Raw genomic sequence first — 13,140 nt, forward strand, 5'->3', positions numbered from 1 at the left:
TCTGGCACGGGCGGTCCGACCGGGCGCGCCAGCCGGACCGTGTGCGGTCGGTTCAGGCCGCCGGGTATGCCGCGTCGCGGAGCCGGCGCGCGAGGTGGGCGGCGTTCGCGGCGAGGGTCGCCGTGGTGGAGGCGGTCTTCTCGGGCGTCTCGTCGAGGTCCTGGTAGTCGGTCGCGTGCATCGCCTCGCCGTTCCAGTAGGTCACTCCCCCGGCCGGGATGGTGAAGCCCACGTCGTTGAGGCACTGGAAGATGACGGCGCTGATGTGGTGCGCGCCGTCCTCGTTGCCGACCACGACGGCACCGGCGACCTTGCCGTAGGTGCGCGGCTGGCCTGCCTCGTTGGTGTCGGAGAGCTCGGCGTCGAGGCGCTCGAGGACGCGCTGGGCGATGCTGGAGTGCTGGCCCATCCAGGTCGGGGTGCCGATGACGAGGATGTCGGCCGCGAGCATCTTCTCCCGGAGCGCCGGCCAGCCGTCACCGTCGCCCATGTCGGCCTCCACGCCCGGACGGATGTCGTGGTCGACGGCTCGGACCAGCTCGCCATCGACGCCGTGCCGCTCCAGCGCGTCGAGGAGCTGGCGCGTCAGCAGGTCGGTGCTCGAGTCGGCAGGCGACGGCTTGAGGCTGCACGTGATCGCCAGGGCGGTGAGGCGGTCACCGTTGCCGGCAGTGGTGGGGGTGGTGCTCGTCGATTCGGTCATGCCTGCGGCCTACCCGCAGTGCCCGCACGACAAACCCCGCTGGACGAAGTCAGCGGGGCGAGGTCTCACGCCCCTCGAGGGCGAGCTCGAACACGCGGGCCATCGCGGCATACCCCTCGTCGTTGGGGTGGAAGCGGTCCGGCGCGAGGCGGCCACGCCACGAGCGCGGTCCGTGCCGACGGATGTCGGCCAGGACGAGGCGACCCTGCGCCTGGCGCTCGCGCAGCAGTGCGTCGAGTCGGCGGGCCTCCTTGTGCGGGTTCGGGAGGTTGAGGACCACGGCACCGTCGGGCAGCCGGTCGAGGAGGGTGGCGAAGCGATCGGTCATCCCTGCGCGGTACCGCGGCGTGACGACGTCGTTGGAGCCGAGGACCACCGTGATCAGGTCGGGGACCTGGCCCGCGGCGACCAGGGCCTCGAGCGCCGGCACCTGGCGCTCGAGCGCGTCGTCGATGCGAGCCCCGGTGACGGCGAGGTTGACCACCCGGTGCGGGCGCCCCCGCTCCCGCAGATGGTCGGCGAGCTGGCCGACCCAGCCGCGGTCGAAGGAGGAGGCGCCGATCCCCTGCGTCATCGAGTCACCCAGGGCGACCCACAACGGTCCGTCGGCGGCGAGCGCGGCGCGGTTCGCCTCGGCCCAGTCCTGCGCGTACGGGTCGATCTGGCGCCGCACCGAACGGACTCCGGGCAGCAGCGCCTGGAGCACCGCCATGAACGCCCCTGTCGGGCGGCCGCTGGTGTTGTCGTAGTCGAAGGTCACGGACACCCCGCCATCGTCTCAAGGGCGTGGGTCCACCGCCCGTCGCCGGGTCCGTTCCCGACCGAACGGGCCGGGTGCGTGTCAGGCGAGCCGCTGGGCTTGCGCCATCGACAGGTAGAGCGGGCACGATGCGACGAGCTCGTCGTGGTTCCCCGTGGCGACCACCGCTCCGTCCTGCATGACGACGATCTGGTCGGCGTCCATGACGGTGGACAGCCGGTGCGCGGCGACGACGACGGTGCGCCCGTCGCGGGCCCGTATGGCGTCCCGCAGCTGGTCCTCGTTGGCCGGGTCGAGCTGGGCGGTGGGTTCGTCCAGGAGGAGCAGGTCGCGCACCGGGAGCAGGGCGCGGGCGATGGTCAGGCGTTGCTTCTCCCCACCGGACAGCCGGGTCCCACGCTCGCCCACCTGGACGTCGAGGCCGTCGTCGGAGCGCTCCTCCAGACCGGACAGGTTGACCCCGGCCAGCGCCTCGCGGACGACGTCGTCGTGGACGTCGGGCGCCGCGAGCGCGACGTTGGAGCGCAGGGTTCCCTCGAGGACGGCCGGGTCCTGCTCGGCGTAGGCGATCCGCGAGCGCAGCTCGTCGTGGCTGAGGGCACGGACGTCGGTGCCCTCTAGGGCGATTGCCCCCACGCCCGGCTCGTAGAACCGCTCGATCAGGGCCAGGACCGTCGACTTGCCGGCGCCGGACGGTCCCACGAGTGCCACCGTCGACCCGCGGCGGACGTCGAAGCTCACGTCGCGCAGGCCGCCGCCGCCCCGGGTGTACTCGAAGCTCACGCCGCGCAGCGCGACGAGGACCTCGTCCTCCGCGCGGGGTGCTGGCGACGGAACGACGGGCGATGCCTGAGCCTCGGTGGGCAGGGCCTCGACCTCGGCGATCCGCTGCATCGCACCCAGCCCCTGCTGGAGCCGGCTCCACGACGACACCAGGACCTGGAACGGCCCGATGATGAGGTTGACGTAGAGGATGAAGGACACGAGCTGCCCGAGGGTGAGCTGGCCGTCGGCCACCTTGAAGGCACCCACGCACAGCACCACGATGTTGGCCGCCTTGAAGGCCGCCGAGGCCGGCTGCAGCGATGCGGCGGCGACCTTCGCGGTGTGGATGCCGGCGGCATACGTCATCCGGGCCCGACCGGTCACCACATCGGTCTCACGGTCGGTGGCACCGCATGCGCGAATGGTCCGGATCGCCGTGAGTGAGCGCAGCGTCGCTGCCGTGAGCTGGGCGAACTCGTCCTGCTCCACCCGGGCGAGGTCCTGCACCGTGCGCATGAGCAGGAACGCCCCGACGATGCCGGTGAGCATCAGCCCCAGCGTGAGCGCCACGAGCAGCGGGTCGATGAGGAAGGCAAGGACGACCGCGCCGACGACCATGAACCCGGCCGCAGCGGCTTCGACGAGTCCCGCGGTGACGGCCCAGTGGATGGCCGTCGTGTCGGCTCCGACGCGGGAGACGAGGTCGCCCATGGTCCGCTGGTCGTACTCCCGCACGGGCAACCGCAGGATCTTGTGCAGCAACCGTTCTCGAACACCGAGGACCAGGCCGTGGGCGGTGCGTTGGAGGAGGTACTGCTGGACGGCGGCGAGGACCAGGTCGCCCACCGAGACCGCGACCAGGACCAGCACGACCCCGGTGACGGGCCGACCGGCCACACCGGTGTCGACGACCTGGGTGACGGCCCACGGCTGGACCAGGGCGGTGGCCGAGGCGAGCAGGGACAGGGCGATCAGGACGGTGAACGCACCTCGGTGCTCGCGCACGTAGGGCGCGAGGTGGACCACGCCCGCGCGGTGGCGTTCCTGCGTCGGGGTGCCGGCCATGTGTCGCCTCCGTGGTCCCGGGAAGTGGTCTCCGGCGAACCTACGGACAAAACGGGCGGATCATGACCCCCTTGTGTGTGGGGCTCTGGGGGTCGTTACGGGGCGAGCGCGGTCTGGTCGGGTCAGCGACCGGTGCGCGAGTCGAACCGGCCGGTGACGGCGACGCCACGCGGGGCGGCGGTCGCGGTGCGCATCAGGACGGCCACGGCACCGAAGGTCAGCAGGAGGGCGCCGGCCATGAAGACCAGGATGAAGAGCTCGGGGGAGGTGGGGGAGAACATGGGTCAAGCGTTCCTCATCGGCCGAGCCGTACTGAGCATTCCGAGGTCATCCCGGACGAGCGGCCAGTGCAGCCTGACCGAACGGTCGAGAATCTTCCGCCAACCGGTCAACCCACCCATCCGGCAGCCCGGACGCGACGAAGGCCAGGCACTCGGTGCCTGGCCTTCGTCTTCTCGGTGGAGCTGAGGGGATTCGAACCCCTGACCCCTTCCATGCCATGGAAGTGCGCTACCAACTGCGCCACAGCCCCGAGTTTCCCCGAGAGGGTGTCCCCCGGAGGCGACTGCGGAAGTTTACCCAGTGACCCACCCGTTTCACCAAATCGGGTCAGGCGTGCGCGTTCCAGACGCCCAGCTGCCACCCGATCCGGCTCTCCGCGAGCTCGGCCCAGTGGCAGTTCCCGAGCGTGCGCAGGGCCTGCGTGGCCAGGTGCTGGTCCAGGCCGAGCAGGTCAGCCACGGCGGCCCGGGTGGAGACGCCGTGCGCCACGACGACGACGGTCTCGTCGTCACCGAGCGCCTCGAGGAGCTCCCGCAGGGACTCCCCCGTGCGCGCCCCGACCTCGGCGAGGGTCTCGCCGTCGACGCCGCGACGGATGTCCTCGCCGTCCATCTGCTCGAGGAGGTCGCCGTGCTGGGCGCGCACCTGGGTGGTGTGCAGCCCCTGCCACTGACCGACGTGGATCTCGCGCCAGCGCGCGTCGAGGGTCACCTCGACGCCCGCCGCCTCGGCCACGTGCTCGGCCGTGACCCGGGCCCGCTCCAGGTCGGAGGCGAGCACCCGGGTGGGACGGTATGCCGCGATGGCCCGACCCGCGGCACGCGCCTGCTCCACGCCGCGCTCGGACAGGGCGGTGTCGAGCTGGCCCTGCCAGACGCCCCCGGCGTTGTGCTCGGTCTCCCCGTGGCGGACCAGCAGGACCCGCCGGGCAGCGCTCACGCGTCGCGGCGCTTGGGCACGCCGAGGTCGATCTCGGGGCAGTCCTTCCAGAGGCGCTCGAGTTCGTAGAACTCGCGCTCCTCGTCGTGCTGGACGTGCACGACGATGTCGCCGAAGTCGAGCAGGACCCAGCGGCCGTCACGCTCACCCTCACGGCGGATGGGCTTGGCGCCCTTCTCGCGCAGCGAGTCCTCGACGGCGTCGACGATGGCGCCGACCTGGCGGTCGGTGCTGGCGGAGACGATGACGAAGACGTCGGTCAGCGCGAGCTGCTCGCTGACGTCGATGCCGGCGACGGTCGTCGCGAGCTTGTCGTCAGCGGCGATGGCTGCGGTCTTGGCGAGCTCGAGGGCTCGGTCGGTGGCTGGCACTGCACTCCTACGTTCGTGCCGCTGCGCCGACAGGTGAGTCGGCGGCATACAGGCGGTATTTGTTGATGTACTGGACGACGCCGTCGGGCACGAGGTACCAGACGGGTTCGGACCGCTCGACGCGAGCGCGGCAGTCCGTGGAGCTGATGGCCATGGCCGGCACCTCCTGCAGGCTGACCCTGTCGGCCGGCAGGCCGGACTCCGACAGGACGTAGCCCGGGCGGGTGACCCCCACGAAGTGGGCCAGGTCGAACAGCTCGTCCGCGTCCTTCCAGGACAGGATCTGGGCGAGCGCGTCGGCACCGGTGATGAAGAACAGCTCGTCGTCCGGACGCTGCGTCTTCAGGTCACGCAGGGTGTCGATCGTGTAGGTGGGTCCAGGCCGGTCGATGTCGACCCGGCTGACCGTGAACCGCGGGTTGGACGCCGTCGCGACGACGGTCATGAGGTAGCGGTGCTCGGCGGGGCTGACCTCCCGGGCGTCCTTCTGCCACGGCTCCCCCGTCGGGACGAAGACGACCTCGTCGAGCCCGAACCGGGTCTGCACCTCGGAGGCGGCCACGAGGTGGCCGTGGTGGATCGGGTCGAACGTCCCGCCCATCACCCCGAGACGCATGCTCAGTGGTGGCCGCCCTGTGTGTTGTGGGTGCTGTGGTTGCTGTGCTCACCGTGGTGGGACCCGGCGGCGAGCTTCTGCGCCGTGCCGCGGAAACCCCAGAGGACACCGAGCAGCGCGAGGAAGGCGATGAACGCGATGGCCCCGAAGGCGTACGGCGACATGGGCAGCTCGCGGAGGGGCTCCTCGGCAGCGGCGAACAGATTCGACAGGGACGACGTCATGGGCCTCAGCCTACCGGTCGCGGGGCAGGTCGCCTCACGCCCGTTGTCCACGGATGTTGTGCACACCCCTGTGCACAACGGCGGGTGCGAGCAGAGCCGGATGTGGACGACGGTGTGGGCAACCCGTGGACAGAAAGAGCCTGTCGAAAGCCCTTGCGGGCAAACAGAACCGAGCGCTAGAAATCTCTCACGCGCTCCGGTCGGAGGGTCGTGAAGGGGCAACCCGGACCGGCTCGAGGACCAGGGCACAGGTCAGCCGGATAACGGTGGACCGCCTCGACCGGGCTCGCCCGGGAGAGGTCCTGCGGCCTCCGGGCCACGGGTCCGCGGGCGACGCCGCGGAGGAACTCCGAGACCGCTGACCAGATCGCACCGACCCGGTGCCCGGTCCGCCGGTGCACAGGGACGCCACCGTCGCAGTGGGCACGACCCGGTTCGCCGGACCGTGCGCGGTCGACCTGGGGGCCCCTCGATCTCATACGTCGAGGGGCCCTCACCTCTTTCCTGCCGTGCCCTTCTCCCCTGTCCGGCACCGTGCGCGCACGGCCCCGGACCACGACGCAGGTATGGCGCGCGCTCACCCGCCGGGCCCGGCCCACCGCCTAGTCTTGGAGCATGTCGCCGGAGCTCAGCATCGTCATCCCCGTGTACAACGAGGAGGACGTCCTGCCCCTGCTCGCGGCCCGGTTGCGCCCCGTCGCGGACGCGCTCGACACCACCTACGAGGTGGTCGCGGTCGACGACGGCAGCAGCGACTCCTCCCCGGTGGTGCTCCAGCGGATGCTGCGAGAGTGGCCGCAGCTGCGAATCGTCCGGCTCCGCGCGAACGCCGGACACCAGGCGGCCATCTCGGCCGGCCTCGCGAGCGCCCGTGGCGGCTACGTCGTCACCCTCGACGCCGACCTGCAGGACCCGCCCGAGGTCATCCCGGAGATGCTGGCCCAGGCCCGTGCCCACGGCGCCGACGTCGTCTACGGCGTCCGCTCGGACCGCTCCACCGACTCGGTGTTCAAGCGGCTGAGCGCCCGCGCCTTCTACCGCCTCATCCGGGTGCTGTCCGGGACGCGGGCGCAGGTCGACGCAGGCGACTACCGCCTCATGTCACGGGCGACGGTCAATGCCATCAACGCGCTCCCCGAGCACCACCGGGTGCTGCGGTTCGTCGTCCCGGCGCTCGGCTTCCCGTCCGCCTCGGTGACCTACCGTCGTGACGAGCGGGCCGCCGGCAAGTCCAAGTACCCGCTCGCGAAGATGATCCGGCTGTCGCTGGACAGCGTTACCGGTTTCTCCACCGCTCCCCTGCGGGCCGCGACCTGGCTGGGGCTGGTCGGTGGCGCCGCGGCGTTCCTGCTGCTGGCCTACGCCCTCGTCGCGAGCGCCTCGGGCCACACGCTGCCCGGCTGGACGTCCACGGTCGTCGCCGTCGCCGGTGTCGGCGCGGTGCAGCTGCTGTGCCTGGGCATCCTGGGCGAGTACGTCGGGCGCATGTACGCCCACCTCCAGGCCAGGCCCACCTACTTCGTGGCCTACGACTCCCTGACGGGGCCGGTCACGCCCGCGGACGAGCCTCTACCAGCAGAGTCACGCCGGGCATAGCCTTCACCGGCAGCCAGCGCTCCACGGTGACGATGGCGCGCAGCCCGAGGTTGACCACCGGGTGCACCGTGTCGAGGTCGGACCCGCTCGAGGTCCGGCGGCGCAGCGCGACGACCGGACGCAGCAGCACGTTCCACGACGTCATCGAGGCCACCTCGAACCCCCCGCGCTCGAGCACCTCGCGCAGCGTGGTCCGCGTGTAGCGACGGACGTGGTCGACGGCGACGTCGTGGTCGGACCACAGCCGAGGGTCGGCGGGGACGGCCACGAGGAACCGGCCACCGGGTCGCAGGGCGCGGGCCACCTCGGCGACCGCGGCGTCGTCGTCGAGGATGTGCTCGAGGACGTCGAACGCCACGACGAGGTCCAGCGAGTCGTCGGCCACAGGCAGTGCGGTGGCGTCCGCGCGCAGGACGGACAGCCCGCGCTCGGCAGCCACCTCGGCGCCGTCCGCGCCATACTCCAGGGCTGCCACGCACCAGCCCGCCGCCTGCAGGACGCGGGTGTTGCCGCCGCCGGCGGCACCGATGTCGAGGGCCGTCCCGGGAGTGACCTCGGCGACCATCCTGGACAGCAGGTGCCGGCGCTCGCGGTACCACCAGTGGGCGTCCTCGAGCGCGGCCAGCTTTCGGACCTCAGTGCCTTCCACGGGCGCTCATCCTGCCATGCGGTCAGTCCGGGTCCGGGACGCGTCCGCTGCGGCGCTGCGTATGCCGCGTCGCCGGCTCAGCTGCGCACCTGTCCGTCGCCCTCGACGACCCACTTGGTCGTCGTGAGCTCGGGCAGCGCCATGGGCCCGCGGGCGTGCAGCTTCTGGGTCGAGATGCCGATCTCGGCACCGAAGCCGAACTCGCCACCGTCGGTGAAGCGGGTGGACGCGTTGACCATGACCACCGCGGCGTCGACCTCGCTGGTGAACCGGCGGGCAGCGGCGCGGTCCTCGGTGACGATCGCCTCGGTGTGACCCGAGCCGTACGTCCTGATGTGCTCCATGGCGGTGTCGAGGTCGGGGACGACGCGCACGCTCATCTCCAGCGCGAGGTACTCGGTGCCCCAGTCCTCCTCGGTCGCGGCCTCGTGCGGGACCCCGGCGCGCTCGGCCGCAGCCCCGGCGGCGTCGTCGGTGTGCAGGACGACCCCCGCGCCGGAGAGCTCGGCGAGCACCTTGGGAAGGAAGTCGGCGGCGACGGACTCGTGGACGAGGAGCGACTCGGCGGAGTTGCAGACGCTCGGGCGGTGGACCTTGGCGTTGACGGCGATCGCGAGCGCCTTGTCGAGGTCGGCCGCGGCGTCGACATAGACGTGGCAGTTGCCGACCCCGGTCTCGATGACGGGGACGGTCGACTCGGTGACGACGGTCTGGATCAGGCCGGCTCCCCCGCGCGGGATGATCAGGTCGACCAGGCCACGGGCGGTGAGCAGCGCTCGGACGGCGTCACGACCACCCTCGAGCAGGGTGATCGAGTCGGCGGGGAGGTCTTGGGTGACGAGGGCGTCGCGCAGGACGTCGACGAGGGCGCGGTTGGTCGACCCGGCGGCCGAACCCCCGCGCAGGATGACGGCGTTGCCGGACTTGAGGCCGAGCCCGGCCGCGTCGACGGTGACGTTGGGGCGGGCTTCGTAGACCATGCCCACGACGCCCATGGGGACGCGGACCTGGCGGATCTCCAGCCCGTTGGCCAGGGTCGAGCCGCGCACCACCTCCCCCACCGGGTCCGGAAGCGCCGCGACGTCTCGGAGGGCCTGGGCCACGGCGACGACCCGCTCCGGACTGAGGGCGAGGCGGTCGAGCAGGCCCTGCGCCATACCGGACTCGCGGCCCCGGTCGAGGTCCTCGGCGTTGGCGGCCACGATGCGGTCGGTGGCGGCGTCGAGGGCATCGGCGAGGGCACGCAGCGCGGCGTCCTTGTCGGCCCGCGAGAGCAGGGCGAGGCGGCGGGAGGCGGTGCGGGCAGCGCGGGCCGCGTCGGCGACCTGGGCGACGGCGGCGGGATCGATCTCGGCCATGGTCCAAGGGTAGGCCGCGCCGTCCGCCACCCGGCCGTGCGTCCCGTCCCTCAGACCACCCCCACCCCGACCCCGTGACCGATGTTCCGCCCATCTGGCCGGTGGGAGTCCTCGTGAGCGGAAGGGCGGGTACGAGGTCGGGGGTGGGAGGACTGGTTGAATGCACCGGTGAGCATCTTGTCGATCCAGTCCTCCGTCGCGTACGGCCACGTCGGCAACAGCGCCGCCGTCTTCCCCCTCCAGCGGCTCGGCGTGGAGGTGTGGCCGGTGCACACGGTGCACTTCTCCAACCACACCGGGTATGGCGCGTGGAAGGGCCCGCTCATGCCGGCCGACGACGTGCGCGCGGTGATCGAGGGCGTCGAGGAGCGCGGCGCGTTCCCGAACGTCGATGCGGTGCTCTCGGGCTACCAGGGTGGCGAGGAGATCGGTGACGTGATCCTCGACGCCGTCGCCCGCGTCAAGGCCGCGAACCCTGCCGCGATCTACGCCTGCGACCCGGTGATGGGCAACGCCAGGAGCGGCTGCTTCGTCCACCCCGCAATCCCGGTGCTGCTGCGCGAGCGCGTGGTCCCGGCGGCCGACCTCATTACGCCCAACCAGTTCGAGCTCGGGTTCCTCACGGACACCGAGCCGCGGACCATCGAGGACACCCTCGCCTCGGTCGACCTGGCTCGCGCGATGGGGCCGTCGACGGTGCTGGTGACCAGCGTCGAGCGACCCGATGCCCCCGAGGACACCATCGAGATGATGGCCGTGACCGGTGACGGGGCATGGATCGTCCAGACGCCGCGACTTCCCATGAAGGCCAACGGTTCCGGCGATGTGACGGCTGCCCTGTTCACCGCCCACCTGCTGGAGACCGGCGACCCCGCTGTCGCCCTGGCGCGCACGGCGAGCAGCGTCTTCGACCTGCTGCAGACGACCCTGGACTCCGGCGAGCGCGAGCTCCAGCTGGTGCAGTCCCAGGAGGCCCTGGCCAACCCGCGCCTCCAGTTCGAGGTCACCCAGGTCCGCTGAGGGCTGACCCCTAGAGCAGGACCAGGTCGTCGCGGTGGACGACCTCGCGCTCGTACTCCGGCCCGAGCTCCTTGGCCAGCTCGCGCGTCGACCGGCCGAGCATGCCCGGCAGCTCGACCGAGGTGTAGTTGACCAGGCCGCGGGCGATCGCCGTCCCGTCGGGCGTGCACAGGTCGACCGCGTCGCCGTCGGCGAACGTCCCCTCGACACCCGTGATCCCGGCGGGCAGCAACGAGGTACGGCGCTCGGTCACCGCACGCACGGCGCCCGGGTCCAGCAGCAGCCTGCCGCGCGGGGTGGTCGCGTGCTGGAGCCACAGCTTGCGGGACGTGCGTCGTGACCCGGTGGGGACGAACACCGTCCCGACGTCCTCGCCGCCCAGGGCCCGGACGATGCGGTCGGCCGAGGTGAGGACGGTGGTGATGCCCGCGGCGTTCGCGATCGTCGCCGCCTCGACCTTGGTCAGCATGCCGCCGCTGCCGATGCTCGAGCCGGTGCCGCCGATGTCCAGCTGCTCCAGACCCTCTCCCCCGACCACGGACGGGACCCGCTGGCTCCCGGCGCGGGACGGCGGACCGTCGTACAGGGCGTCGACGTCGGTGAGCAGGAGCAGGCCGTCGGCGTGCACGAGGTGGGCCACCAGCGCAGCAAGACGGTCGTTGTCGCCGAAGCGGATCTCGTGCGTCGCCACGGTGTCGTTCTCGTTGACGATCGGCACGATGCCGAGCTCGAGCAGCCGGTCCAGGGTGCGCCTGGCGTTCGTGTAGTGCGAGCGCCGGGTCACGTCGTCGGCGGTGAGGAGCACCTGGCCGACGGTGAGCCCGTGGGCACCGAACGCCCGCTGGTATGCCGCGACGAGGGCTCCCTGCCCCACGCTCGCGGCGGCCTGCTGGGTCGCGAGGTCACCGGGGCGCCGGGCCAGCCCGAGCGGGCCGATCCCGGCGGCGATGGCGCCCGAGGACACCAGGACGACCTGTTGGCCGGCGAGGCGTCGGGCCGCGAGGGCGTCGACGAGGGCGACCAGCCTGGCCTCGTCGAGGGACCCGCCCCCCGGCTCGGTCAGCGACGACGAGCCGACCTTGACCACCAGGCGCCGGGCGCGAGCCACGTCGCGCCGGCGGTCGGCCACGCTCATCCCTGGGAGCCCTCGGCGTCCTCGACGTCCTCGCTCTTGGCCGTCGCCCAGTGACCGGCCTTGCGCTCCTCCGCGAGCTCCGCGCGGGCGGCCGTGCGGGCAGCCCGACGGTCGGCGTAGTCGGCGCGCTTGTCCTCACGGGTGGGCCGGGTGGCCTCCTCGAGGCGCAGGTCCGTCCCGCGCTGGCCGAGCAGCTCGGCACCGGCGATGAGGGTGGGCTCCCAGTCGAAGACGACCGCGTTGTCCTTGGGCCCGATGAGCACGGTGGCGCCGGCGACGGCACCAGCCTTGAACAGAGCCTCCTCGACACCGAGGCGTCCGAGGCGGTCGGCGAGGTAACCCACGGCCTCGTCGTTGGAGAAGTCGGTCTGGCGGACCCACCGGGTGGGGCGCTCGCCGTCGATGCGAAAGACCTCGCCGTCGGGGGTGTTCTCCCGCACGATCTTGAAGCCGCTGTCGTCGACCGACTTGGGCCGGATGATGACGCGCTTGGGCGTCGCCGAGGCGATCTCGAGCTCCTTGCGCGCCTCGCCGACGTGGCGGGCCATCGCGAACATCAGCTCGCGCAGGCCGGTGTGGGCCACGGCCGAGGCGATGAAAACCTCGATGCCACGGGCCTCGAGGTCGGGCTTGACCATCTCGGCCAGCTCGTGGGCCTCGGGCACGTCGGCCTTGTTGAGGACGACGATGCGGGTGCGCTCTGCGAGCGGGCGCCCACCGAGGGTCTCGTCCGGCACGTACTGCGCCAGCTCCTCCTCGATCACCTCGAGGTCGGTCATCGGGTCGCGACCGGGCTCGAGCGTCGCGCAGTCGATGACGTGCACGAGCACCGAGCAGCGCTCGACGTGGCGCAGGAACTCCAGGCCGAGGCCCTTGCCCTGGCTCGCGCCGGGGATGAGGCCGGGCACGTCGGCGACGGTGAACCGGAACTCGCCGGCCTGCACCACACCGAGGTTGGGCACCAGCGTCGTGAACGGGTAGTCCGCGATCTTCGGCCGGGCTGCGGACAGCACTGACACCAGCGAGGACTTGCCGGCCGAGGGGAAGCCGATCAGGGCGACGTCCGCGAGCGACTTGAGCTCGAGCAGGATGTCGCCGGAGTCGCCGGGCTCACCGAGCAGGGCGAAGCCGGGTGCCTTGCGGCGGGCCGACGCGAGCGCCTTGTTGCCCAGGCCACCGCGGCCACCGCGGGCGGCGACGAACTCGGCGTCCTGGTCCACGAGATCGGCCAGGACGGTGCCGTCGGTGTCCTTGACGACGGTGCCGGCCGGGACGGGCAGCACCAGGTCGCCTCCGTCGGCGCCGTTGCGCTCGTCACCGGCGCCGGGCTTGCCGTTGGTGGCCGTGCGGTGGGGGTGGCGGTGGTAGTCGAGCAGCGTGGTCGCCTGGGGGTCCACGCGCAGGATGATGTCGCCTCCGCGACCGCCGTTGCCGCCGTCGGGTCCACCGAGGGGCTTGAACTTCTCACGCTTGACGGAAGCGACACCGTGGCCACCGTCGCCGGCGGCGACGTGCAGCACGACGCGGTCGACGAAGCTGGTCATGGGGCTCTTCTCTCTGATCTGGTCGGTCCGTCCCCGAGTCTAGGAGGGGACGTGCTGGGGTCGTTCGCCGTGACGGACAGCAGAAGGGGGCGGGACCCGTTCAGGTCCGCCCC

Annotated in this window: 14 protein-coding genes and 1 tRNA gene; 2 read left to right on the top strand and 13 right to left on the bottom strand. The window is 72.0% G+C overall.

Features of this window, described 5'->3' with window-relative positions:
- Window positions 1-52: 52 nt before the first annotated feature.
- The 9 genes from ABD286_RS04190 to ABD286_RS04230 all read right to left on the bottom strand — a co-directional run bounded on the left by ABD286_RS04190 (window position 53) and on the right by ABD286_RS04230 (window position 5,725).
- Complete coding sequence (locus ABD286_RS04190) at window positions 53-703, bottom strand: flavodoxin family protein (protein WP_344190577.1); 651 nt, start codon at window positions 701-703, stop codon at window positions 53-55.
- A 49-nt stretch (window positions 704-752) separates the two neighbouring features.
- Window positions 753-1,469 carry an SGNH/GDSL hydrolase family protein gene (locus tag ABD286_RS04195; RefSeq protein WP_344190579.1) on the bottom strand — a complete coding sequence of 239 codons (717 nt, stop codon included), beginning with the start codon at window positions 1,467-1,469 and terminating at the stop codon, window positions 753-755.
- A 75-nt stretch (window positions 1,470-1,544) separates the two neighbouring features.
- Window positions 1,545-3,293 (bottom strand): ABC transporter ATP-binding protein, encoded by a 1,749-nt coding sequence (locus ABD286_RS04200; protein ID WP_344190581.1) that lies wholly within the window; start codon window positions 3,291-3,293, stop codon window positions 1,545-1,547.
- A 122-nt stretch (window positions 3,294-3,415) separates the two neighbouring features.
- Window positions 3,416-3,574, bottom strand: coding sequence for a hypothetical protein (locus ABD286_RS04205; protein WP_344190584.1), 159 nt, complete (start codon window positions 3,572-3,574; stop codon window positions 3,416-3,418).
- Window positions 3,575-3,752: 178 nt separating this feature from the next.
- Window positions 3,753-3,825, bottom strand: a tRNA-Ala gene (locus tag ABD286_RS04210).
- 77 nt (window positions 3,826-3,902) lie between these two features.
- Window positions 3,903-4,514, bottom strand: coding sequence for a histidine phosphatase family protein (locus ABD286_RS04215; RefSeq protein ID WP_344190586.1), 612 nt, complete (start codon window positions 4,512-4,514; stop codon window positions 3,903-3,905).
- Window positions 4,511-4,885, bottom strand: a complete 375-nt coding sequence (gene rsfS, locus ABD286_RS04220) for a ribosome silencing factor (RefSeq protein WP_344190588.1) — start codon at window positions 4,883-4,885, stop codon at window positions 4,511-4,513. The genes ABD286_RS04215 and rsfS overlap by 4 nt, the downstream gene beginning before the upstream one ends.
- A gap of 7 nt (window positions 4,886-4,892) precedes the next feature.
- Window positions 4,893-5,501: a nicotinate-nucleotide adenylyltransferase gene (nadD, locus tag ABD286_RS04225; protein WP_344190591.1), complete on the bottom strand. Its 609-nt coding sequence runs from the start codon at window positions 5,499-5,501 to the stop codon at window positions 4,893-4,895.
- A gap of 2 nt (window positions 5,502-5,503) precedes the next feature.
- Window positions 5,504-5,725 carry a hypothetical protein gene (locus ABD286_RS04230; RefSeq protein ID WP_344190593.1) on the bottom strand — a complete coding sequence of 74 codons (222 nt, stop codon included), beginning with the start codon at window positions 5,723-5,725 and terminating at the stop codon, window positions 5,504-5,506.
- 615 nt (window positions 5,726-6,340) lie between these two features.
- Here ABD286_RS04230 and ABD286_RS04235 point away from each other — a divergent pair.
- Entirely contained in the window at window positions 6,341-7,321 is a 981-nt protein-coding gene (locus tag ABD286_RS04235) for a glycosyltransferase family 2 protein (protein WP_344190595.1), read from the top strand.
- Here ABD286_RS04235 and ABD286_RS04240 read toward each other — a convergent pair.
- Window positions 7,275-7,970: a class I SAM-dependent methyltransferase gene (locus ABD286_RS04240; protein WP_344190597.1), complete on the bottom strand. Its 696-nt coding sequence runs from the start codon at window positions 7,968-7,970 to the stop codon at window positions 7,275-7,277. The genes ABD286_RS04235 and ABD286_RS04240 overlap by 47 nt on opposite strands.
- A 77-nt stretch (window positions 7,971-8,047) precedes the next feature.
- Window positions 8,048-9,328, bottom strand: coding sequence for a glutamate-5-semialdehyde dehydrogenase (locus ABD286_RS04245; protein WP_344190599.1), 1,281 nt, complete (start codon window positions 9,326-9,328; stop codon window positions 8,048-8,050).
- A 168-nt stretch (window positions 9,329-9,496) separates the two neighbouring features.
- Between ABD286_RS04245 and pdxY the strand changes: the two genes are divergently transcribed.
- Window positions 9,497-10,348 carry a pyridoxal kinase PdxY gene (gene pdxY, locus ABD286_RS04250; RefSeq protein WP_344190601.1) on the top strand — a complete coding sequence of 284 codons (852 nt, stop codon included), beginning with the start codon at window positions 9,497-9,499 and terminating at the stop codon, window positions 10,346-10,348.
- 10 nt (window positions 10,349-10,358) lie between these two features.
- On the opposite strand, the gene proB is transcribed toward pdxY, so the two are convergent.
- Window positions 10,359-11,483: a glutamate 5-kinase gene (gene proB / locus ABD286_RS04255; protein ID WP_344190603.1), complete on the bottom strand. Its 1,125-nt coding sequence runs from the start codon at window positions 11,481-11,483 to the stop codon at window positions 10,359-10,361.
- A complete protein-coding gene (gene obgE, locus ABD286_RS04260; RefSeq protein WP_344190605.1) occupies window positions 11,480-13,027 on the bottom strand; it encodes a GTPase ObgE in 1,548 nt (515 codons plus the stop codon). Before obgE ends, proB begins: the two co-directional genes overlap by 4 nt.
- Window positions 13,028-13,140 lie beyond the last annotated feature (113 nt).

Origin of the sequence: Pedococcus aerophilus (assembly GCF_039532215.1) — a bacterium.
In the GTDB taxonomy this organism is placed as follows: domain Bacteria; phylum Actinomycetota; class Actinomycetes; order Actinomycetales; family Dermatophilaceae; genus Pedococcus; species Pedococcus aerophilus.